This window comes from Helcococcus sueciensis DSM 17243, assembly GCF_000423145.1.
GTDB classification, from domain to species: domain Bacteria; phylum Bacillota; class Clostridia; order Tissierellales; family Peptoniphilaceae; genus Helcococcus; species Helcococcus sueciensis.
In genome coordinates this window covers 1-22235 of record NZ_AUHK01000007.1, presented here as the reverse complement: position 1 = coordinate 22235, position 22235 = coordinate 1, and the positions used below count along the sequence as shown (strand labels likewise).

Sequence of the window (22235 nt, the reverse complement as noted above, 5' to 3'; positions counted from 1 at the left end):
TTTAATAATTTTTTTGCTCCTTTTTTTGTGCAAATAATATGTAGGTTAACAATTTACTTATATATTGTCAATTTTCGATAATTTGAAATTTAAAATCTTCTTGATATTTGCTTATATTTTCATTATATTTCTTATTTACTCGTACAAAATAAAAATGCCTATATTCTTTTATTACAAATATCTCCTTTTTTATATTTCCACTTATTAGTAAATATTTTTTACCCACTTCAAGATGTATACCATTTCCATCAGAGTGAAAATATTTAGGAATTCTAGAGTCTTTTTTATCATTTCTCATAATTTCCCCTCACGCATTTTGATGCCTGATGACTATATCCTAAATATAGCCAGTTTGTTATATATAGTCTATCAGAAGACGGATAATTTATACTGCCAATATTATTACATTTTATTAATGATTTTTGATAATAAAATCAAGCATTTTTAAAAATTATATTTATTGTTATATAATCTATATAAGGAGTTAAAATGAATTATTCAAAATCACAAATAGAAGCTATAAATCATATGGAAGGTCCTTGCCTTGTACTTGCTGTTCCAGGTTCTGGTAAAACAACAGTATTACTAGCAAGGATTAACAAACTTATAGAGAATGGTGTCGATCCCAATCGAATATTGGCAATGACATTTTCAAAATCTCAAGCTCTTGATATGGAAAATAGATATTATGAAAAATATAATCAGATAGGACCAAAATTTTCTACCATACATTCATTTTCATATGGAATTTTGCGATATTTTTCTCCACACAAAATTAATTTAATAGAATCATCGAAAGAATTTAATAAATATAGTATTGTAAGTCAAATATATCTAAGACGTAAAAAAAGAAAAATTACAGATGAAAATTTAGAGGCATTTTTTAGAGTTTCTGGATTTTTGAAAAATACCTTGATGAATTATGAAGACTATAAAAAAATGTATCAAGGAGCTTTTAATGGATTTGTTGAGATATTTAATGAATATGAAAATTTTAAAAAATCTAATGGACTAATAGATTTTGATGATATGCTTTTGGAATCTTTGAAAATATTGCAAAACAATAAAAAAGCATTGAAATATATTCAGAACAAATTTGACTATATACAAATTGATGAAGGTCAAGATACCTCATATGTTCAATTAAAGATAATATCTCTAATTGCACAACCTAAAAATAATCTATTCATAGTAGCAGATGATGATCAATCGATATATGGATTTAGAGGTGCTTCTTCTAGCCAATTACTAGATTTCAAAAATGTATATCCTGATGCTAAAATTTATTTTATGGAAGACAATTATAGATTTACTGAAAATATCGCTCAAATATCAAATAAATTAATTAGAAATAATAAAAAGAGATATATAAAATCCATTAATGCCACTAAAGAAAAAGGAAATATTATAAATCTAAACAAAACTAAAACAACTTATACACAAGCTCAACATGTAATTACTAGTGCACTTGAAGATATTAAAAATGGCGAAAACTGTGCAATTCTTTACAGAAATAATATTTCTTCAATAAATATCATCAATCAAATACCACAAGATACTGATTTCTATATAAAAGATGGAAAATTAGCTTTTTATTCAAATCAAATAATTACAGATTTGAAGGATACTATCAATTTTGCCAAAGACCAATATGATATTTCACTATTTGAAAGGATATATTACAAATTTAATCTTTTCCTTAGAAGAGATTTCGTAAATCAAGTTAAGATAATGCCTAGTGAAGAAAGTATAATTAAACGCCTTTTACAAGTCGATGGCCTAAATTCCTTTTTTATTGATAAAATATATGATTTATCATTTCACCTAGATAAAATTTCCGATATGGATTTTGATAAAGCGATAAACTATATAATTTTTTCAATGGATTATTATGTGTATTTAGAAGAACTTGCAAGACGAAATTCAATGTCTATGATTTCCTTTGATAGAATAATAGATACTTTACAAAATATTTCAAGGGGAATAAAAACTGTTAAAGAATTTGAAGATAAGGTAGTAGATTTAATATCAATTCAAAAGTCACACTCTATGGAAAGTTCGAATTTAACCTTATCAACTATCCATGGAGCTAAAGGTCTTGAATTTGATAATGTCTATATAATAGATATGATTGAAAAAGAATTTCCTTCAGCATATTCTTCATCGCAAAAAGAAGAGTTAAATATTTTAGAAGAGGAAAGAAGGCTTTTCTATGTTGCAATTACTCGTGCAAAAAAATCCTTAAGTATCTATTATCCATCATATTTATATATGAGCAAAACAAAGAAATCTATGTTTATAGATGAGATTTTAAATGAATAATTTAAATCTCATCTTTTTTATTATTTATCATAGATATCCTTTTTTAAACTCTCTATTTTAATTGTCAATATCTTTATCTTCTTCTATCTCATCTTTTTTATTAAGTGATCCAAATGTAATTATTTCACCAAATTGACTTTTAATATCAAAAATAGCTTTATCTACTTTTGATTTTTTTATCGCATCATCAAATGTTTCAAATAAATTAGTTTGTATATTTGATTCTTTTGTAAGATTTATTGCTCTTATTTCTAAAAATCTTATTGGATTAATCCATTTATAATTGTTAAATAATTTAATGGCTCTATCTCTGATAACTATCGAAGAAAAAGTAGAATATTCTAAAGTTTCTTGAAAACTATGCGTCTTCATTTGGTTATCTCTTACTCTAATTTGAATGCCCATAGCTTCAAGATTATTTTCTATAAGTCTATCTCCTATCATAATGGCAAGCTTTTGAAATTCATTTCTAACTTCTTCAAAAGTTTCAAGATTTTTAGAAAAAGTATTGCCATGCCCAATAGACTTTATATCTTCTCTAGTATAGAAATCTCGCACTGGAGTATTATCAAGACCATTTGCCTGTATCCAAATCTTTTCGCCAGATACACCAATTAGCTTTTCAATATCTTCTTCATTAGACTCTGCAAGATCACCCAGTGTAAATATTCCATTATCATTTAATTTTTTTCTTGTAGATTCGCCTATACCAATCATTGCATCAACATTTAACGGCCATACTTTATCCTTAAAGTTTTCTTTATTAATTACAGTGACTGCATCCGGTTTTTTCATATCAGAACCAAGTTTTGCAAATATTTTATTAAAGCTCACTCCCACACTTACTGTAATTCCTAATTCATTTTTTATTCTATTTCTTAATTCATGAGCTATATTTTCAGCTGTACCAAATAATCTTTTTGAACCAGTAACATCAAGCCATGCTTCATCTAATCCAAACGGCTCTACTTGATTTGTATATGAATAATATATTTCTCTAGCCCAGATTGAATGCTTCTTATATTCATCATAATGAGGAGGTACAATCACAATATCTTTACATTTTTTTCTAGCTTGCCAAATAGTTTCTGCAGTTTTTATTCCAAACTTTTTAGCTTCTTGTGATTTTGCAAGCACTATTCCACTATTCTCTCCATCAGATCTTGACACAACAACAGGAAGCCCCTTTAGACTCGGATTTAATTTTATTTCTATTGAAGCAAAACAATTATTCATATCAATATGTAAAATATCTCTGTCCATAAAACTTCCTTTCATGTGATGCTATATATCTATAATATATATATGATTATACTATACAAAAATTTTCAACTCTAATTAAATTAATCAATAAAAAACACCTATAATCTATATAGAAATGAGCTGAACCCCTCCATCCGTATTACGAATTTTGGGGTTCATGTCTAAAATTTAAGTCTTTTATTCAATTTTTTATAAATTAGTATATAAAATACTAAAAAGCATTTTTAATCCCAGAAAGTAATTATATCCCAAATCTTTTGCCAGAATGTAAGTTCTTCTGTTTCTATTGGTGCTTCATCTTCTTTTACAACTGTTATAGAGTCTGAAATATATACAAATTGTACCAATTGTATATTTGTATTCTTTTCACTTACAAAACTTTCAAGTTTGAAACCTTCTTTTTTGAAAGCGCTCATAGCTTCGTCAATTTGTTGTTCCATCAATTTTGTCATGCCTTGAGTTTCGTTTTTAAGAGTATTTGCTCCTTGTGATAATTCATCTACACCTTCTGCAAATTGTCCTACTCCATTGCTAAACATTCCAAAACCATTACGATATTCGCTTAGACCATCTGCAAGTGCATCTGCTCCATTTGCAAGTTCTAATTGTCCATTTGATATTTTAGAATAGTTTCCAACTAGAGCATCCATCCCATATTTCAATTTTGATACTTGAGACATATCTCCGTCGAAGTCCAATTTAGAAACTATTAAGCTTAGTCCTTTGGAAACTTCAATCATTCCTTCTGAAATTCTATTACCTCCATTGACAATAGTTGAACCATTCTTAGATAAGGATCCAAGGCCTTGATCAAATTTTTCACTTCCAGGAAGTAGTTGATTATTTATTCCATTGACTAATTCTTTAGTGCCATTTGTATATTGAATTAATCCATTATGGAATTGTTCATATTGTTTTCCAAAATTTGATATTTTAACTATTGCATCATATGCATCTTCTGGATTATAGTTATCCAATGCATCTTTCAATGGTTTTAATTTTTCATTTATCTCTTTATTGTATTGCTCGATATATTCTACTAATTTTTTTAGATTTTCTTCATTATTTGTATAAAGTTCTATAAATTTAAGAACTCTATCTAATTCTTGTTTTACTTGTGTTAAGTTATCATTTACTTTTTTAATATACTCAATTATTTTAACTACGTCTGGATTTTCAGGATCTTGTATTCCTATATTTGATAATATATTGTCTACATCTAAATCTTTTTGTATTTTTTCAATATTTGATATACTGTTTTCCAATATTCCTTTTGCAGTAGTCAAAGCAACTAATACATCTTCTGAGGTCAATTCTTCTATTTCTTTTTTTACATCGTCCCAGAATTTTACAATTTGATCCACTATTGGTTCTAGTTTTTTCAAATCTTCAAGTGTGATTTTATCTGACAAATTAATTTTATCAATTATTGATAGGCCCTCCAATATTTGTTTTGATCCATCTACTAATTGATCTCCTGCGTCAACTAATTGTTTAGATTCTGAACCCATCTTTTTTATACCGTCAGTAAATTGTAAATGACCTTCATAAATTTGTGATACACCATCGGTATATTCTTCAATACCTTTTGTATATTCAAGCATTCCATATTTTAACTCATCATTACCATTTTTAAGTTGGTTTAATCCTGATTTTAAATCATTCATACCGCCTGATAATTGTGATAATTCACTAGTTAATTTATCTATTCCTACTGAATATTGTTTTAATCCATTTTCAAATTGTTTTGAACCATCTGCTAATTCTCTTTGTCCATCAGCAAATTGACGAATTCCACTATTTATACTTCCTAAAGAATCGAATAGAAGATTAGCATTATCTTTAAGTGAAAATACTCCTTGATTTAATCTAGTTGTACCATCACCAAGCATAGCTATAGCATTTTCTAACTGAGATATTTCACCTGTGAATTTTCCCATATCTGGTAAATCAAAATCCATATTAAATGGAATTGCTGAAAATGAAAATGGCTCCATTTCAAAACTTGTAGCATTTGTTACTATATTAAACTTTAATTCTTTCTTTGGCAAAACTGTATAATTAAGTATTTGAATACTTCCTTGATATGCAAGTGTTGCCCCTTCAGATTCAGTTACTACAGCTTTTTTAGAATCAATATTCATAGATAATTGTCCTAAATAGTATTCTGAGTAAATGGGATTAGCCTTTTTGTTAGGATAAATATGTCCTTTTATCTCGATTTTTCCTTCTTTACCAGCAATCTCATTTGCTTTTAGCTCTTTACCTTCGTGATAGTATTTTATATCTATTATCCAAGGTAATTCTTTTCCTGGATTATCTCCTTGATAAAAGAATTTTCCTTTGCTTCCACCTACTGATATTTCATCATCTTTAACTTTTATTTCATTTTCATTTGTTAAATTAGTTACACTATCGTATTTACCATAATCTAAAATAGAAGCATCTTTATCTAAGTCAAATGAATTTACAACATAGGTTCCTTTTACAGAGCCATCTAAATCTGTTGATATATAGATAATTTCTTCTTTATTAGCATTTTTAGCAAATACATTTAATGGAAATGAAAAGAAGAAAATAAAAGCTAATATCAATGAAAATACTTTTGATATTATTTTTTTTGTTTTCATATATTTACTCCTTTTTAAAATTTGGTTTATACATTGTTTTCTCAATTAAATTATCAAATATATATAATAGTGCTGGTAATAAAACAACTACAAGTAAGAAGGATAAGAATGCTCCTCTACCAAGCACCGTACCAAGTTCAGATACTAAAGTTATAGATGATATTATTGAAAGTAATATCCCTGCAACTGTAAGTATTAAAGCTGGAGCCATCAATGATCCATATACTTTTGCTCCAGTTTCAATTAGAGCTTCTTTCTTGCCCATTTTCTTTCTAAATTCTAGATAATTATTCGTATATAATATTGCATAGTCAACAGTGGCCCCAAGTTGTATAGACGAAATAACTAGATATCCTATAAAACTTAAATTGGTATTTGTAAAATATGGAATTGATAGATTTATCCAAATAGAGGCCTCTATTGTAAATACTAAAATCAATGGTAATAATAATGATTTAAAGTTAAATAGTATTACAAGAGCAATTGAAACTATCGCTAATATATTAACTATTCTATTATCTTTTTGAATAATTCTTGACATTTCTTCCATTGAAACCGATTCACCTAAGATTTCATAATCTGTATAATATTTTGAAACAGTCTCTTTTAAATATTTTACAAATTCAAAAGTTATTTCTCCTTCTGCCTTTGTATTTGTATTTAATACTATCCTTGAATAATTCTCACTTAAAAGTGAACTGATAGCATATGATGGTGTAACTTCTGTAGGTAATTCTTTACCTACTTGTTCTGTATATGACTGAACATAAGTTATATATGGACTTTTTTTCAATTCATTTATTAAATTATTTTCTTTTACTAAATTCCCTCTTGGTACAAGTACTACAACTTGAATATTTTGTCCAAATGTTTCTTGAATAAATTCTTCATCTATGCTTTCTTTCGTTCCTTCTTGATATTGTCCCATACCATAAGTAAATGCATTTCTTGATTGACCTACAAATGCAATTGGAACTATTAATAAAATTACCAATATTAATTTTCTATATTTAACAATAAACTTAGAAACTGGTTTGAAATTTGGTAAAAAATCTTTATGTTTTGTCTTATTTATCACTTTCATTGACAATTTAATCAACGCAGGTAAGAATAATATTACTGAAATTAAACTGAATACTATACCTTTCGCTAATACTAAACCAAGGTCTTTTCCTAATCCAAATCTCATAAATATCAATGCTAAAAAGCCGAATATTGTTGTAAGAGCAGATGAAACTATTGCAGAGGCTGAAATTTTGATAGCTCTCTTGAGTGCTTCATCTTCATCTTCAACTAATGTTTTTTGGTGTTGGAATTCATGCATTAGAAATATTGCATAATCCATCGAAACTGCTAATTGTAATATAGCCGTAATCGCTTGTGTAATAAATGAAACTTCTGAAAGTAATATATTTGTCCCCATATTTAATAGCACCGCTACAGCTATTGAGACAAGAAGCAATAATGGTTCAATCCATGAACTCACTGATAAAGTTAATATCAATAAAGCTGCTGGAACAGCAAAAATTGTTATTTGAGCAACTTCGCTTGTAACCGAGTTTTGAGCAGCCGCTTCTTCAACTAGAGATCCTCCATATGCTGTTTCTTCTGGCAATATTGATTTGATTTCATCTAATGATGTTTTTGAATTTGATGACACCACTGCAACATCTAGTAGGGCATTACCATCTTTGTAATACATACTTTTAAGATTTTCATCTATAAGTTCTACTGGCATATAAGGGTTTTCCATAGTATCTATCCAAAGTACTAATTTTACATCATCTAGTTCTTCAAGTTTTTCTTTATATTCTAATACTTCAGATACAGATTTTCCTTTTAAAACAACTCTGAGATTTGGAAGTGGTTCTTTAAACTCCGATTTCATTTTATCTAATGCAAGTATAGTCTCTGAGTCGTCTGGTAAATATCCTTGTATGGAATAATTGATTTTAACTCCAAATGTCATAATCCCGCTTATTACAGTAAGAAATGTAAATACAATTAATATTAATTTGTAATGTTTTGTTATAAAATTTGATACTTTCTTCATTTCACAACCTAATACCTTTTAAATATTATATTTAACTTTCATATATATTATACCCCTACAGCAAATAATATAAAATAATTATATACCTGTAGCAGAATATAAAATACTAAAATAAAAAACGGCTAAGAACAAATCTTAACCGCGGAATATGCTATTATTTATTAACAGCTTCTTTTAATGTTTTACCAGCTTTGAATACTGGAGCTTTTGAAGCAGGTATATGAATCACTTCTTCAGGATTTCTAGGATTTCTACCTTCTCTTGCTTTTCTTTCTCTTACTTCAAATGTACCAAATCCAACTAATTGTACTTTATCCCCACTAACTAAAGCTTCTTTAACAGAATCTAATAATGCTTCTAAAGCTTTTGTTGAATCAACTTTTGTTAATCCACTTTTTGCAGCTATTTGTGCTACTAAATCTGATTTGTTCATAAATTCCTCCTAAATATTCAGTTTAATCAACTGTATTTTCATTATAACATATATAAGCCATATTTCAAGCATTTATCATACTTTTACATGTTATTTTTTACATATTTATTATATTTTTATAATACTTTTTATTATTTACTAATTTCTAACTTTATTTCTTGTGTATTTTCGGATTGTGTTTCTTACTTTATTTCACTTCCATCAAAGTTATAGAATTTAATATCGCTAGATTTAACTTTTTCTTGTAAATCTTTTTGATATTTTTGTTTTTTTAATGCATTTTGAATTTCTTCACGATTCTTTTCAAGTCCTACATTATTTTTTGTTACTAATATTACATGATATCCAAATTTTGTTTTTACTGGAGAAGATACTTTATTTTCTTCTAGATCAAATGCAGCTTTTACAAAGTCAGCATCATATCCAGATCTTTTTACTGCTCCTAATTCTCCACCTTTTGCATTTGCAGCCTTATCAATTGATAATTCATTTGCAACATCTTTAAAATCTTCACCTTTATTTAATCTTTCAATAGCTTTTAAAGCTGTATCTTCATCTTTAGTTAATATATGTTTTGCAATTACATTATCTATTGAATCTTTATTTTTTTCGTAATAAGCATTTAATTCATCATCAGTTAATTTTGTTTTTTCATTAAAATATTGTTGATGTTTAACTCTCTTAAGTGAATTTTCAATATTTTCTTTAAATAGTTCTTCAGTAGATCCTAATACACTTAAATATTTATAATATTCAGATTGACCACCTAATTTATTGATATAATTATCTATTTCAGTCTTTATTTCTTCATCTGATACAGTAATATTCGCTTCTTTAAGTTCCTTATTTATTATTTGATCACCTATAAATAAATTAGTTATTTCTTGTGATAAATTTTGTCCCATTCCCATTATTGAAGAATATAAATCATAAAATTCATAAAATCTTCTATGAGAGATATCTTCACCATTTATAGAAACCATTGTTTTCTTATTATTTCTTAAATCTTCTATTTTAGTGTATTCTTTTTCCTTTCTTTTTTCTTCTTCATTTGTTTCATTTGTTTCTTCTACAACTCGTGGTGTATTACCTTCGTCAGTTGTCTCATCAGAATTTGTTCCACACGCTACCAAAACAAGTGATAAAGCTAATAGTAAACTTATTATTCTAGTTTTTTTCATTATTTTTCTCCTCTATTTATCTTGCTAATCATTTCTAAAAGATTGATTAGTCTATAATTGTATCCTTTTCCAACTTCAATAATAATTGTTGGATTATTTGTCATATCAAACCTTATATCATTTTTATACTCTTTTGCAAGTATTTTTAATTTTTCAAAATCAAATATGTCCAAATTATTATATGAAAGATGTACTTCATCATTTACCTCTTCTAATTTATCAAAATTATTTTCAATAATCAAAGATTTTATATATGCAATATCAATTATATTTTGAACCGATATAGGAATATCTCCGAATCTATCAGTTAATTCATCTATTATTGCATAATGATCTTCTTTATTTTCAATATATGATATTTTCTTGTAAATATTGATTTTTTCATTTTCATCTATAATATAATCATCTGGTATAAATAAATCTAGATTTAAGTCAATTTTAACAGGAATTATTGGTTTTCTTGGTCTTTCACCCTTAATTTCGTCAATTGTTTCTTTTAGCATTCTCACATATAAATCGTATCCAATGGATTCAATATGCCCACTTTGACTTTCTCCTAATAGATTTCCAGCTCCCCTAAGCTCTAGATCTCTCATAGCCACTTTATAACCAGAACCAAGCTCTGAAAAATCTTTTATAGCCTTAAGCCTTTTTTCTGCTATCTCCGTCATTATTTTTCCTGATTGATAGGTAAAATAAGCAAATGAATTTCTATTTGATCTACCTATTCTTCCTTTTAATTGATATAACTGTGATAGACCCATCATGTCTGCATTATATATTATAATTGTGTTTACATTTTGTATATCCATACCAGTTTCAATGATTGTTGTCGTAAGTAGAACATCATATTTTTTATTTGTAAAATCTTCCAATACATTTTCTAATTGTCTTGTAGACATTTGACCATGTGAGATAGCGATACTAGCTTCAGGAACCAATTCAATTAGTTTATTGTACATATAGTTAATTTTATTGACTCTATTATATACAAAATATACTTGACCTCCTCTTGCCATTTCCCTCAATATGGCTTCTCTAACATATATAGGATCATATTCCATAACAAATGTATTTACAGGAAGTCTATTTTCAGGATGTTCGTCAAGAAGTGACATATCTCTTATTCCTGTTAAAGACATCTGAAGAGTTCGAGGAATAGGCGTTGCAGATAATGTAAGAACATCTATATTTTCACTCATTTCTTTAATTTTCTCTTTATGTTTTACGCCAAATCTTTGTTCCTCATCGACTATGAGAAGACCTAAATTTTTAAAACTTATTTTGTCTGAAAGCAATGCATGCGTACCTACTACAAAGTCTATTTTTCCTTTTTTCAGACCATCTATTGTTTGTTTCTTTTGATTTTCAGTTTTAAATCTTGAAATATAATCTATATCTATAGGAAAATCCTTAAATCTGGATTTCATAGTTTCAAAATGTTGTTTTACTAAAATAGTTGTAGGAGCAAGCATTACAACTTGTTTTCCATCCATAATCGCTTTAAATGCAGCTCTTAATGCAACTTCTGTCTTTCCATAACCAACATCACCACATAAAAGTCTATCCATGACTTTATTAGATTCCATATCTTTTTTAATTTCTTCAATAGCACGAAGTTGTGCATCGGTTTCTTGATATTCAAATGAATCTTCAAATTCTTTTTGCCATGGAGTATCTAATGAATATCTAAATCCTTCAATTTGACTTCTTTTTGCATAAAGTTTGACCAAGTCTTCTGCAATTTCTTCTATTGCTCTTTTAGCTTTGGCTTTAGATTTTTTCCATTCTGTACCATTTAAATTAGATAATTGAGGCCTTTTATCTCCATTCCCAATAAATTTGGAAATCATACTCATATCTTGAGTTGGTACAAAAAGTTTATCTCCTCCTTTGAAATGAAGTTCTACAAAATCTGATGTAAATCCGTTTAATTCAATACTTTTTATACCAATAAATTCACCAATACCATATTCATCATGAACAAGTAAATCACCTCGTACCAAATCTGAATAGTTTATAATATCTTTATTTTTAACAGTTTTTGTTCTCTTCTTTTTAACTTTTCTAAATATTTGTTGATAAGAAATTATATTAATCTTATCTTCAAATAATTCAAAACCTTTTTCTAAACTATCAATAATAATTCCAACACTATAAATATCTTCAGTAATATCTCGATATATTTTAGAAAATATAGAATATTCATTTAATTGTGAAATCAAATTATTTGCATCATTTATTTCTGGAACATATATAATAATTTTATATCCTTGACTTAATTTGAAATTAATATCAGAAATAAAATCTTCAAACTGTCCATGAAATGATTGATTTTCTCTTATTTTAAATTCATAAAGTACATCTGATTTAAAATTAGGTATAGTTTTTAATAAAGAAGAGAAATTCACTTTTTGAAATCTATTTATATCTTCACTAGTTTCATCAAATCTTAAAAATATATCGTGATGAGATTTTAAAAGTTCTCCATTTTCTATTCTATATTGTATATCTTCATCTCTAAAGGCTTCAAATCCTTTTATTGTATTTGTAATATTTGCTAAATCGTCATATATAACAAATGTGTTTTCTGGAAAATAGTCCACTATAGATGAATTGTCCTCTAAATATGGTATTAGTAAATCTATATTATCTACACTATTTTCATATTCTAATTTTTCAATCATCTTTTTATATTTATTTGAAGCCTTTTCATAAATTTCTTCATTGAATTTAGATTTTGTAAATTCTAAATCCTTTTTTATAAGATTGATTTTATCTTCTATATTGTTATCAATATTATTTTCATACAAAGGATAAATAAATATTTCATCAATTTGATTTAAACTCATTTGAGTATTGATATCAAATTTACGAATAGAATCAACATTTATATCAAATAACTCAATTCTTGTTGGATTATCTTCATGAACTTGAAATATATCTATAATATCTCCTCTAATGGAAAATTCACCCTTTGCTTGAATTATATTTCTTCTTTGATAACCCAGACTTGATAATTTATTTATTAAATCTTCCAATTCTATTTCAGTATCTAAATCAAGCTTAAATCTTTGCTCTAAAAATAGTTCTTTATTAGTTAATTTTCTTGTTATTGCATTTGATGAAGATATGTAGATTTTCGGTATATTATTTGCCAAATCTATAAGAGTCTTCATTCTATTATGTCTATTTGTATAATCTAAATCCTCAAGCATTTGATAATTTGAATCGATGTCTGGAAGTAAGTCTACATCGATATCAGAATTTACAAGACTTTCATATAAATCTCTTGCTTTTTTATCATTTTCAGACAATACAAAAACAGGTCTTTTTAATTTACTATTTATTAAGTAAATTAAATGACCCTTTGCTTCATCTATAATTCCATAACTATATATTGAATTGTAATCATTTAATAGATTTATAAAATTATCTATTGATTTTATATTCATATTTTATCCAATCGTTTGAGAATTAAATATATTCATTGCCGATTCAATATTATTATCTATAATTTCAAATACAGCATCACTTGCTAATTCAAGTTCTTTTTCAATTATTTTTCTTTCATTATCTGTAAATTTTGAAAGCACAAAATCAGCCAAATCCATATATGATGGTTTTTGATTTACAGCTATTTTAACTCTTGGAAATTCACTAGTTCCTAAATGTTGAATAATTGATTTTAGTCCATTATGTGTGCCTGCCGAACCATTTCTTTTTATTCTAATGCTACCAAATTGTATATCAATATCATCTACCAATACAATTATGTTTTCTGGTTTTATACCATAAAATTTCGCACATTCAGCAAGCGAAATACCAGAGGCATTCATATATGTCTCTGGTTTTAATAAAATTATTTTGTTGCCTTTATATCTAGTTTCTCCATAGATTCCTTTAAACTTTACTTTTTTTATATCTGCATTTAATTTCGCAGCTATAATATCTAAAGCATCAAAACCAACATTATGTCTAGTTTTTTCATACTTTCTTCCTGGATTTCCTAGTCCAACTATTAAATACATTTATTTTCTTTCCTTCATAATATCTGACACAGATTTAAAGTTTACAATGCTCTTTATAGTTTCCGCTATCATAGGAGCCATAGATAAAACTTCAAATTTATCTCTGTTTTCTAAATCTTGATGTTCAATTGTATCTGTGATTACGCATTTGCATACAGAAGAAGAATTTTCAATTCTTTCTACCGCTGGTCCTGAAAGCACCCCATGTGTAGCCGAAATATATACATCTTTCGCCCCTTCTTTTATAAGAGTTTCTGCAGCATTTACTATTGTACCGGCAGTATCAATGATATCATCAATAATTATACAATGTCTTCCTTCGAATCCACCTATTACATTCATAACTTTAGATTCATTTGGATTTGGTCTATACTTTTCTATAATAGCTATTGGTAATCCTAATACATCTGCTAATTTTCTTGCTCTAGTAACTCCACCTAAATCTGGAGAAACTACAGTCCACTCATTTGTTCCACTTTTTTCAATTATTTTTTCAAAATACTCAGCCAATACTGGTCTTGCTGTCAAATGATCGAAAGGAATATCAAAAAATCCTTGGATTTGTCCAGCATGTAAATCTACAGATACTACTCTATCTGCTCCAGCAACTTCAATTAAGTCTGTTACCAATTTTGCAGTTATTGGTTCTCTACCTTTTGATTTACGATCTTGTCTTGCGTATCCATAATATGGCATAACCAAGTTAATCTTATTTGCAGAAGCTCTTTTTAATGCATCTATAATAATCAAAGCTTCCATTAATGATTCATTTACAGGATTTGATGTTGGCTGTATTAAAAACACATCTCTACCCCTAACTGTTTCATTAACTTTCACAGCTATTTCTCCATCTGCAAAATGACTAATTGAAATTTTTCCCAATTCCATATCTAAATGTTTACAAATTTCTTTTGCTAATTTTAGATTAGATGTACCACTAAATACTTTTACTTCATTGGCTGCACTGAGCATGATTCCTCCATTATTTTTTGAATTTTCTATCATAGTATCCGTCTATATTTTTTTGTTGCGCTCTTTCTACTGCTAATTGTCCCTCTTCTACATCTTTAGTAATTGTGGATCCCGCTGCTAAGAAAGCCTTATCTGCAATATTTATAGGTGAAATTATATTTACATTAGATCCAATAAATGAATTATCTCCAACTGTTGATCTAAATTTGTTTATTCCATCATAATTAGCAAATATTACACCACAAGACACATTGATGTTTTCTCCAAGATCAGAATCTCCTATATATGTTAAATGTCCAGATTTTGTACCTTTTCCTATTACTGAGTTTTTAACCTCTACAAAATTACCTATGTGAACTTTTTCTTTAAGATGTGAATTTTTTCTAAGTCTTGCAAATGGACCTACATCTGCATTATTTTCAACTATAGCTCCTTCAATAAATGAAGAATATACTTGGACATTATCGCCTATTTTTGAATCAACAATTTGACTATTCATGCCGATAAGAGAATTCTCACCAATTTGAACATCTCCCAATATTTTAACATTTTGTTCTACTACAGTGTCTCGTCCTATTTTTACACCTTTTTGTATAGTTACGGTATCAGGATTTTCAATAATAACTCCATCAAGCATATACTTTTCGTTGATTCTTCTTCTCATTACTGATTCAACTTCGGATAATTGCACTTTGTTATTTATTCCCATTATTTCTTCATTATCAATAATTTTGAATGCTGAAATCTTTGAATTCTCATTTTTTAATATTCCAAATACATCCGTTATGTATAATTCCCCTTGATCATTGTTTTGATCCAATTTATTCAATGCATCTTTAAGTTTTTTTCCATTGAATATATATATTCCAGAATTAATTTCTTTAACTTCTAATTCTTCTTCGTTGCAATCTCTATGCTCTACAATTTTTATTAAATTATTTTTTTCGTCTGTGATTACCCTGCCATAACCCGTTGGATCTTCAAAATCTGCTGTTAATACTGTTGCATCATTTTGATTTTCATTATGGTATTTTGCAAATTCTCTTAATGATTTTTCAGTTATTAGTGGAATATCTCCATTTAAAACTAATATACTATCATTATCTTCTATGTAATTTTCTGTGAGTTTAACTGCATATCCTGTCCCATAAGGTATGCCTTCACCAATTTCTTGTTTTACGAATTTTAATTTATCACCGAATTCTTCTTTTACAGCTTGTTCATTTCTACCAACTATTACTATTATTTCATTCATACCTGATTCTTTTGCTGAATCTATGATATATGAAAGTATAGTTTTGTTGAGTACTTTGTGAAGAACTTTTGAAATATTTGATTTCATTCTTGTTCCTTCACCAGCTGCCATTATAATAGCTTTATTCATGACTCCTCTTTCGTTTTTTTAATTCCCTTATATATTATACAATATATAGTGAAATAGTAAAATAATTTCTATTTTATATTTGCATATGTTATAATTATTTAGCTTATATTAGGGAAAGAATTCAATTGAGAGGAAAATATGTTTAATTTTAATTTAGATTTAAAAGAAGATAATATTAAAAAAATTCATTTTTTAGGAATTGGTGGAATCAGCATGAGCGGTATTGCATTGCTACTCAAATCAAAAGGTTTTGAAATTACCGGTTCTGACAATAAAACTTCTGAAAATGTAGAACATTTAATAGAAAATGGAATTGAAGTATATATTGGTCAAAAGAAAGAAAATATTACAGATCAAGATTTATTTGTATATACTGATGCCATACCTGAAAATAATGAAGAATTAATCGCTGCGAGATCCACTGGAAAAGACGTTGTGTCAAGAGGGGTTTTTCTTGGATCTTTGATGAAAAATTATAAACAATCAATTGCAATTTCAGGATCTCATGGTAAATCTACTACTACTTCAATGATTGCTAAAATATTGATAGATTCAGATGATGATGCTTCAATACTATTAGGTGGTCTTTTAGATGATATGAAAGGAAATGTTAAAGTAGGTACAAGTGAAATACTTCTTACAGAGGCATGTGAGTTTAAAGGAAATATCTTAAACTACTATCCTTCAACTGTTGTTATATTAAATATAGACGAAGACCATTTAGATTACTACAAGGATTTAAATCATATAGTTGAAACCTTTATTGGTTATATCAAGAATCTTGATGACAACTCCAAATCAATAATTAATTATGATGACAAAAATACTCATAGATTATTTGAACATGTTAAAGGAGAGTTAATTACTTTTTCTTTACATGATGAAAATGCATCATATTATGTGTCTGATATTGAATACGATGAAAATTCTCATCCTTCATTCAATTTACATATGAAAGATGGTAATGTTGTGAATTTCTATTTACAAATAATAGGAGAATTCAATATAGTAAATTCAGTTGCTGCTATAATTGCTGCATATGAAAATGGTATAGATATCGATACTATTAAAAAAAGCTTAAAAACTTATAAAACTCTTCATAGAAGAATGGAAACTATAGGGAGAAAGAATGATGCATTAGTCATAACTGATTATGCTCATCATCCAATTGAAATTAAATCTACATTAAGCGCTATAAAAAACTCATATAAGAAAAGAGTTGTAGCAGTATTTGAACCTCATCAATATTCAAGAACAAAATTATTACTTGATGACTTCTCAAAATCTTTCTTTGATTCTGATGAAACAATAATTGCAGACATATATGCAGCAAGAGATCCATTTGACGATGCTATTCATTCTCGTGATTTAGTTCAAAAAATAAATGAAAATGGTGGAAATGCTAAATATATAGGAGATTTTGAATCAATAGTAGAATATCTAGATTCTAATCTTACTAGTGATGATATTGTAATAACTTTAGGTGCTGGAAATGCTGATAAATTAGCAAAAATGATTGTAAATAAATAATAAAAAAGTGTTGATATTAAAAAATTATATATCAACACTTTTATTTTTAAAACATTATTTAATTTCAATTTCTATCTTATAATTAAATTCCATTGATTTTCCACCTTCAATTTTATAAAGCTCATTTCCATTTTCAAGTGCTGCAAAATTAAAGCTTGGTTCTACGCAAAGAAATTTATCAGAAAAAGAAGTCCATAAAATAAATTTATCTAAATTGAATGTTTCAAAATTTATTTTGTAATTTGAAGTTTCAAAAGTTTTTACTTCATCCATAAAATATGAATTAACCAAATCTTCTTTTAACTCAAATACATTGTCATTTATCTTTATTTCATCGGCGTTTTCATATGCAAAATATGGATGAAATCCTGGAGAAACATATTTTGCTTCAGATCCATTATTTTCAACTAATAAATTGCTACTAAATATATTATTTTCAATTTTATAGACTAAAGTTGCAACTATATCTTTCCAATCTTCGTAGGAATTTTCAAGTTTTAATAATATTTCATTCTCTTTAACATTTACTATTTCCCAATTTTCTTGTCTTGCAAATCCATGTTGAGGCAAATTAACTTTTCCTGAAGGTCCGAAATGTGGAAAACATAAATGTGAACCACCTCTTACTTTCATAGATCCATTTTCTAAAATATTACTTTTTGTAAATAATATTTCTACTCCATTGTATTTAAGCGAATCTACATAAGCTCCTTCACTGTCAATAACTAACTCTAAATTGTTAGATTTCAATATTTCTTTCATAAAACCTCCTAAACATTTTAAAGTATTTTTTGTTTATATATAACCTTTTCAATACAATTATATCAAAATCTACCTTTCTTTGATATAAGAAATCTATGATATAATAATATTTGATTGGATAAAATAAACAATAACTATCCTATTATTTAAGAATAATAAATTTAATCTATGCAAAAAATAAAATATAAATTATATTTTCTGTAAATATTATTCAAGGAGTTAATCATGAAAATTGTATTTTTCACAGAAACTTATCCACCATTTATAAATGGTGTAGCTACTCAAACTGAAATGTTAAAAAGAACTTATGAAAAATTAGGACACGAAGTTCTTGTAGTAACAGTAGGATCAGAAAAACAAGATGATATAGAAATTATAGATAATGTTATCTATATACCAGGAATACTCTTAAAAAAAATATATAATTATAGGCTTGCAATTCCTATAAGGAGTTCAAAGATTAATAAACTGATTGATTTTGATCCTGATATTATACATGTACAAAATGAATTTGGTATAGGAGAATCAGGTAGAAAATATTCTAAAAAATTTAATATTCCAATGATTTATACATTACATAGTGAATATGATCGATTTCTTTTTTATGTAGGATTAAAATATTTTGAAAGTTTTTCAAAAAAACTTTCTGATGAATATTTTAAAAAGTTTTCAAAAACAGCCGATATAGTTACAAGTCCATCAAAAAAGGCTCAGAATTACATTGATAGACAAAAAATTGGAAAACAAGTTGTAGTTGTAAATAATTCAGTCGAAAATGATTTGTTTTTGCCAAGTAAAGAAAAAGATGAATTTAGAAAAATATTTAGAGAAAAATATGGAATAGAAGACAATTGTAAAGCTTTTATATTCGTCGGAAGAATTGGTGGAGAGAAAAACATCTCAGAGCTTATAAATAACTGGATATACACCGACTTTCCAAAAGAAAAAGCAGTTCTATTTATTGCAGGAGATGGCCCTGAAAAAGAAAATCTAATAGATTTCATAAATGAAAATAATTTCAACGATAGAATAATTTTCTTAGGAAAAATACCTAATACTGAAATACCAAAATATTTATATGCTATGGATTATTATACAACAGCTTCCCTATCTGAAATGCACTCTATCTCAATGCTTGAAGCTATGGCATCTGGTTTACCTGCTCTAATTAAGCTTGATAAACCTAATAAATATCAGATTATTCCAGGAGTAAATGGATATCAATGGGATACTAAAGAAGAATTTAAAGATTTATTTAATAAAATTATTAGTTTATCTAATGAAGAAATGTTACAATTGAAAGAAAGTACCCTTAATTACGCAAATGAAAATAACAATTTCAAACAAGCTTCTGAATATATAGAAATCTATAAAAAAGCTATTAAATTAAGAGAAGAAAAAACACGTAAATTGGAGGATTAATGAAGATAATTTCATGGAATGTTAATGGTCTTAGAGCAGTTATTAATAAAGGATTTATGGATTACCTAAATCAAGAAGATCCAGATATCATATGCTTACAAGAAATAAAGCTATCAGAAGGACAATTAGCTTTAGATTTAGAAAATTATTATGAATATTATAATTACGCTGAGAAAAAAGGTTATTCTGGTACAGCTATTTTTACTAAAACTGAACCATTGAATGTAAATTACGGAATTGGGATTGAAGAACATGACAAAGAAGGACGAGTTATAACTGCCGAATATGATGATTTCTTCTTGGTTACTTGCTATACTCCAAATTCAAAAAGAGAACTTTTAAGATTAGATTATAGACAAGAATGGGAAGATGATTTTAGAAATTATCTACTTGAACTAAATAAAACCAAACCAGTAGTTTTATGTGGAGATTTAAATGTAGCTCATAAAGAAATAGATCTTAAAAATCCAAAATCAAATAGAAAAAATGCCGGATTTACCGATGAGGAAAGATCAAAGTTCCAAGAACTTTTAGATGCTGGTTTTATAGATACATTTAGATATTTCTATCCTGATATTCCAGATATGTACACTTGGTGGAGTTATATCACAAAGGCAAGAGATAGAAATGTTGGCTGGAGAATTGACTACTTTGTAGTTAGCAAAGATTTTGAAGATAAATTACTTGATGCAAGTATTCATATGGAACAATTGGGATCTGACCATTGTCCAGTAGTTTTGTATACTAAATAGACTTTATAAAAACCTGTGGAATTAACCACAGGTTTTTATAGAATTTGTATGCTCCAATGTATAAATTCACTATCAAATGTCTATTTCATCAGTCATAAAAACTCGTTGTAAAATTCTTGTAAAAAAGATTTGACAAATATATAATTTTGTTCTATATTTAATGAAATGTATTTTTTTGGAGGTAATTATGGAAAAGAAAAAGATATACCAAATCGAAGAAAAAGTTCCTGGAAAATTATTGATTCCATTGGCACTACAGCACACATTCGCTATGTTTGGCGCATCTGTTTTAGTTCCTATTTTATTTGGAATTAATCCTGGAATTGTTTTATTCATGAATGGTATCGGCACATTATTATTTATATTTATAACCAAGAAAAAAGCACCTGCTTATTTGGGTTCATCATTTGCATTTTTAGCACCAGGTACTGCTATTATTGCATCTCAAGGATTCCCATATGCGCAAGGTGCTTTTATTGTAGTTGGACTTTTAGGATGTATCTTAGCACTTATAATTTTCAAATATGGAACATCTTGGATAGATATAATATTACCACCTGCAGCTATGGGCGCTGTTGTAGCACTTATAGGATTTGAGCTTGCAGGAAACACAGTAACAGGCGGAGCCATTGGCGCAAATCTAATGACAGAAACAAGTCAAGCAAAAGATTGGATAGTATTTTTAGTTACTCTATTAACAGCAATTATAGGATCAATTACATTTAAGAAGTTTTTATCAACTATACCAATATTAATAGCAATAGTTGTTGGTTATATAACAGCTATATTCTTTAACATGGTAAATTTTACTCCAATAGCGGAAGCTAAATTATTTACAATACCAAATTTCCAGCTTCCAAAATTCTCTCTAGAATCTGTCTTTGCTATGATTCCTGTGTTATTGGTTATAACTTCTGAGCATATATCTCATCAAGTTGTAACTTCAAATATCGTAAACAAAGACTTGATTAAAGATCCTGGTTTACATCGTTCAATATTTGCAGATAACTTTTCTACAGCTCTTTCAGGAATGCTTGGTGGTGTACCAACAACAACATATGGTGAAAATATAGGAGTTATGGCAATCACAGGTGTATATTCTGTACAAGTAATCGGAGCAGCTGCAATAATTTCAATCTTAATGGCATTTATTGGACCTCTTGCAGCACTAATACAATCCATACCTGGAAATGTAATTGGTGGTGTAACATTCCTATTATATGGAATGATTGGTTCATCAGGAATTAGACTACTAGTAGATCAAAAGGTAGACTACTCAAATAGCGTGAATTTAATACTTACATCAGTAATATTTATCGCTGGTCTATCTGGTCTTTCAATTAAATTTGGTAGTATCCACCTTAGCGGTATGGTTCTTTCATCAGTTGTAGCAGTAATATTATCACTATTCGTACACTTATTAAAGAAAGCTAATCTATTAAATCAATAATTTAATTGGACAATATATAATAAATAAAATAGGTAGATATTTGGATATCC

General features: G+C 27.5%; 16 protein-coding genes. 5 read left to right on the top strand and 11 right to left on the bottom strand.

The window, feature by feature from the left end; genetic code table 11:
* Positions 1 to 67: 67 nt before the first annotated feature.
* A complete protein-coding gene (locus tag G534_RS0103035) occupies positions 68 to 298 on the bottom strand; it encodes a hypothetical protein (RefSeq protein ID WP_027347812.1) in 231 nt (76 codons plus the stop codon).
* Between the two features lie 191 nt (positions 299 to 489).
* On the opposite strand from G534_RS0103035, the gene G534_RS07765 reads away from it, so the two are divergent.
* Positions 490 to 2322, top strand: a complete 1833-nt coding sequence (locus G534_RS07765) for an ATP-dependent helicase (RefSeq protein ID WP_051177400.1) — start codon at positions 490 to 492, stop codon at positions 2320 to 2322.
* Between the two features lie 57 nt (positions 2323 to 2379).
* On the opposite strand, the gene dinB is transcribed toward G534_RS07765, so the two are convergent.
* The 9 genes from dinB to glmU form a co-directional block, all read right to left on the bottom strand.
* The gene (gene dinB / locus G534_RS0103025) at positions 2380 to 3585 is read right to left on the bottom strand and encodes a DNA polymerase IV (protein WP_027347811.1); all 1206 of its coding nucleotides are present in this window, start codon (positions 3583 to 3585) and stop codon (positions 2380 to 2382) included.
* Between the two features lie 224 nt (positions 3586 to 3809).
* Positions 3810 to 6215: a YhgE/Pip domain-containing protein gene (locus tag G534_RS0103020; protein WP_027347810.1), complete on the bottom strand. Its 2406-nt coding sequence runs from the start codon at positions 6213 to 6215 to the stop codon at positions 3810 to 3812.
* 4 nt (positions 6216 to 6219) lie between these two features.
* Entirely contained in the window at positions 6220 to 8268 is a 2049-nt protein-coding gene (locus G534_RS0103015) for an efflux RND transporter permease subunit (protein ID WP_027347809.1), read from the bottom strand.
* Positions 8269 to 8422: 154 nt separating this feature from the next.
* Positions 8423 to 8701: an HU family DNA-binding protein gene (locus G534_RS0103010; RefSeq protein WP_027347808.1), complete on the bottom strand. Its 279-nt coding sequence runs from the start codon at positions 8699 to 8701 to the stop codon at positions 8423 to 8425.
* A 182-nt stretch (positions 8702 to 8883) separates the two neighbouring features.
* A complete protein-coding gene (locus G534_RS0103005; protein WP_027347807.1) occupies positions 8884 to 9882 on the bottom strand; it encodes a peptidylprolyl isomerase in 999 nt (332 codons plus the stop codon).
* The gene (gene mfd, locus G534_RS0103000) at positions 9882 to 13337 is read right to left on the bottom strand and encodes a transcription-repair coupling factor (RefSeq protein ID WP_027347806.1); all 3456 of its coding nucleotides are present in this window, start codon (positions 13335 to 13337) and stop codon (positions 9882 to 9884) included. The genes G534_RS0103005 and mfd overlap by 1 nt, the downstream gene beginning before the upstream one ends.
* Before the next feature lie 3 nt (positions 13338 to 13340).
* A complete protein-coding gene (pth, locus tag G534_RS0102995) occupies positions 13341 to 13913 on the bottom strand; it encodes an aminoacyl-tRNA hydrolase (RefSeq protein ID WP_027347805.1) in 573 nt (190 codons plus the stop codon).
* Complete coding sequence (locus G534_RS0102990; protein WP_027347804.1) at positions 13914 to 14885, bottom strand: ribose-phosphate diphosphokinase; 972 nt, start codon at positions 14883 to 14885, stop codon at positions 13914 to 13916.
* 10 nt (positions 14886 to 14895) lie between these two features.
* The gene (glmU, locus tag G534_RS0102985) at positions 14896 to 16269 is read right to left on the bottom strand and encodes a bifunctional UDP-N-acetylglucosamine diphosphorylase/glucosamine-1-phosphate N-acetyltransferase GlmU (protein WP_027347803.1); all 1374 of its coding nucleotides are present in this window, start codon (positions 16267 to 16269) and stop codon (positions 14896 to 14898) included.
* A gap of 138 nt (positions 16270 to 16407) precedes the next feature.
* Between glmU and murC the strand changes: the two genes are divergently transcribed.
* Positions 16408 to 17799, top strand: a complete 1392-nt coding sequence (gene murC / locus G534_RS0102980) for a UDP-N-acetylmuramate--L-alanine ligase (protein ID WP_027347802.1) — start codon at positions 16408 to 16410, stop codon at positions 17797 to 17799.
* 54 nt (positions 17800 to 17853) lie between these two features.
* Here murC and G534_RS0102975 read toward each other — a convergent pair whose 3' ends face one another.
* Positions 17854 to 18561, bottom strand: coding sequence for an aldose epimerase family protein (locus G534_RS0102975; RefSeq protein WP_027347801.1), 708 nt, complete (start codon positions 18559 to 18561; stop codon positions 17854 to 17856).
* Positions 18562 to 18786: 225 nt separating this feature from the next.
* Here G534_RS0102975 and G534_RS07760 point away from each other — a divergent pair, with 225 nt between their 5' ends.
* From G534_RS07760 to uraA, 3 genes are all read left to right on the top strand, one after another.
* Complete coding sequence (locus G534_RS07760; protein WP_034595923.1) at positions 18787 to 19983, top strand: glycosyltransferase; 1197 nt, start codon at positions 18787 to 18789, stop codon at positions 19981 to 19983.
* The gene (locus tag G534_RS0102965; RefSeq protein ID WP_027347800.1) at positions 19983 to 20735 is read left to right on the top strand and encodes an exodeoxyribonuclease III; all 753 of its coding nucleotides are present in this window, start codon (positions 19983 to 19985) and stop codon (positions 20733 to 20735) included. The genes G534_RS07760 and G534_RS0102965 overlap by 1 nt, the downstream gene beginning before the upstream one ends.
* A 184-nt stretch (positions 20736 to 20919) precedes the next feature.
* The gene (gene uraA, locus G534_RS0102960) at positions 20920 to 22185 is read left to right on the top strand and encodes a uracil permease (RefSeq protein ID WP_156896571.1); all 1266 of its coding nucleotides are present in this window, start codon (positions 20920 to 20922) and stop codon (positions 22183 to 22185) included.
* Positions 22186 to 22235 lie beyond the last annotated feature (50 nt).

Bases quoted from the DNA above. Each gene is read 5' to 3' on its own strand.
- dinB (WP_027347811.1), bottom strand. From the start codon at position 3,585: ATGGACAGAGATATTTTACATATTGATATGAATAATTGTTTTGCTTCA.
- G534_RS0103005 (WP_027347807.1), bottom strand. From the start codon at position 9,882: ATGAAAAAAACTAGAATAATAAGTTTACTATTAGCTTTATCACTTGTT.
- G534_RS0103010 (WP_027347808.1), bottom strand. From the start codon at position 8,701: ATGAACAAATCAGATTTAGTAGCACAAATAGCTGCAAAAAGTGGATTA.
- G534_RS0103020 (WP_027347810.1), bottom strand. From the start codon at position 6,215: ATGAAAACAAAAAAAATAATATCAAAAGTATTTTCATTGATATTAGCT.
- pth (WP_027347805.1), bottom strand. From the start codon at position 13,913: ATGTATTTAATAGTTGGACTAGGAAATCCAGGAAGAAAGTATGAAAAA.
- murC (WP_027347802.1), top strand. From the start codon at position 16,408: ATGTTTAATTTTAATTTAGATTTAAAAGAAGATAATATTAAAAAAATT.
- glmU (WP_027347803.1), bottom strand. From the start codon at position 16,269: ATGAATAAAGCTATTATAATGGCAGCTGGTGAAGGAACAAGAATGAAA.
- G534_RS0102990 (WP_027347804.1), bottom strand. From the start codon at position 14,885: ATGCTCAGTGCAGCCAATGAAGTAAAAGTATTTAGTGGTACATCTAAT.
- G534_RS0102965 (WP_027347800.1), top strand. From the start codon at position 19,983: ATGAAGATAATTTCATGGAATGTTAATGGTCTTAGAGCAGTTATTAAT.
- G534_RS0103035 (WP_027347812.1), bottom strand. From the start codon at position 298: ATGAGAAATGATAAAAAAGACTCTAGAATTCCTAAATATTTTCACTCT.
- G534_RS07760 (WP_034595923.1), top strand. From the start codon at position 18,787: ATGAAAATTGTATTTTTCACAGAAACTTATCCACCATTTATAAATGGT.
- G534_RS07765 (WP_051177400.1), top strand. From the start codon at position 490: ATGAATTATTCAAAATCACAAATAGAAGCTATAAATCATATGGAAGGT.
- G534_RS0102975 (WP_027347801.1), bottom strand. From the start codon at position 18,561: ATGAAAGAAATATTGAAATCTAACAATTTAGAGTTAGTTATTGACAGT.
- mfd (WP_027347806.1), bottom strand. From the start codon at position 13,337: ATGAATATAAAATCAATAGATAATTTTATAAATCTATTAAATGATTAC.
- G534_RS0103015 (WP_027347809.1), bottom strand. From the start codon at position 8,268: ATGAAGAAAGTATCAAATTTTATAACAAAACATTACAAATTAATATTA.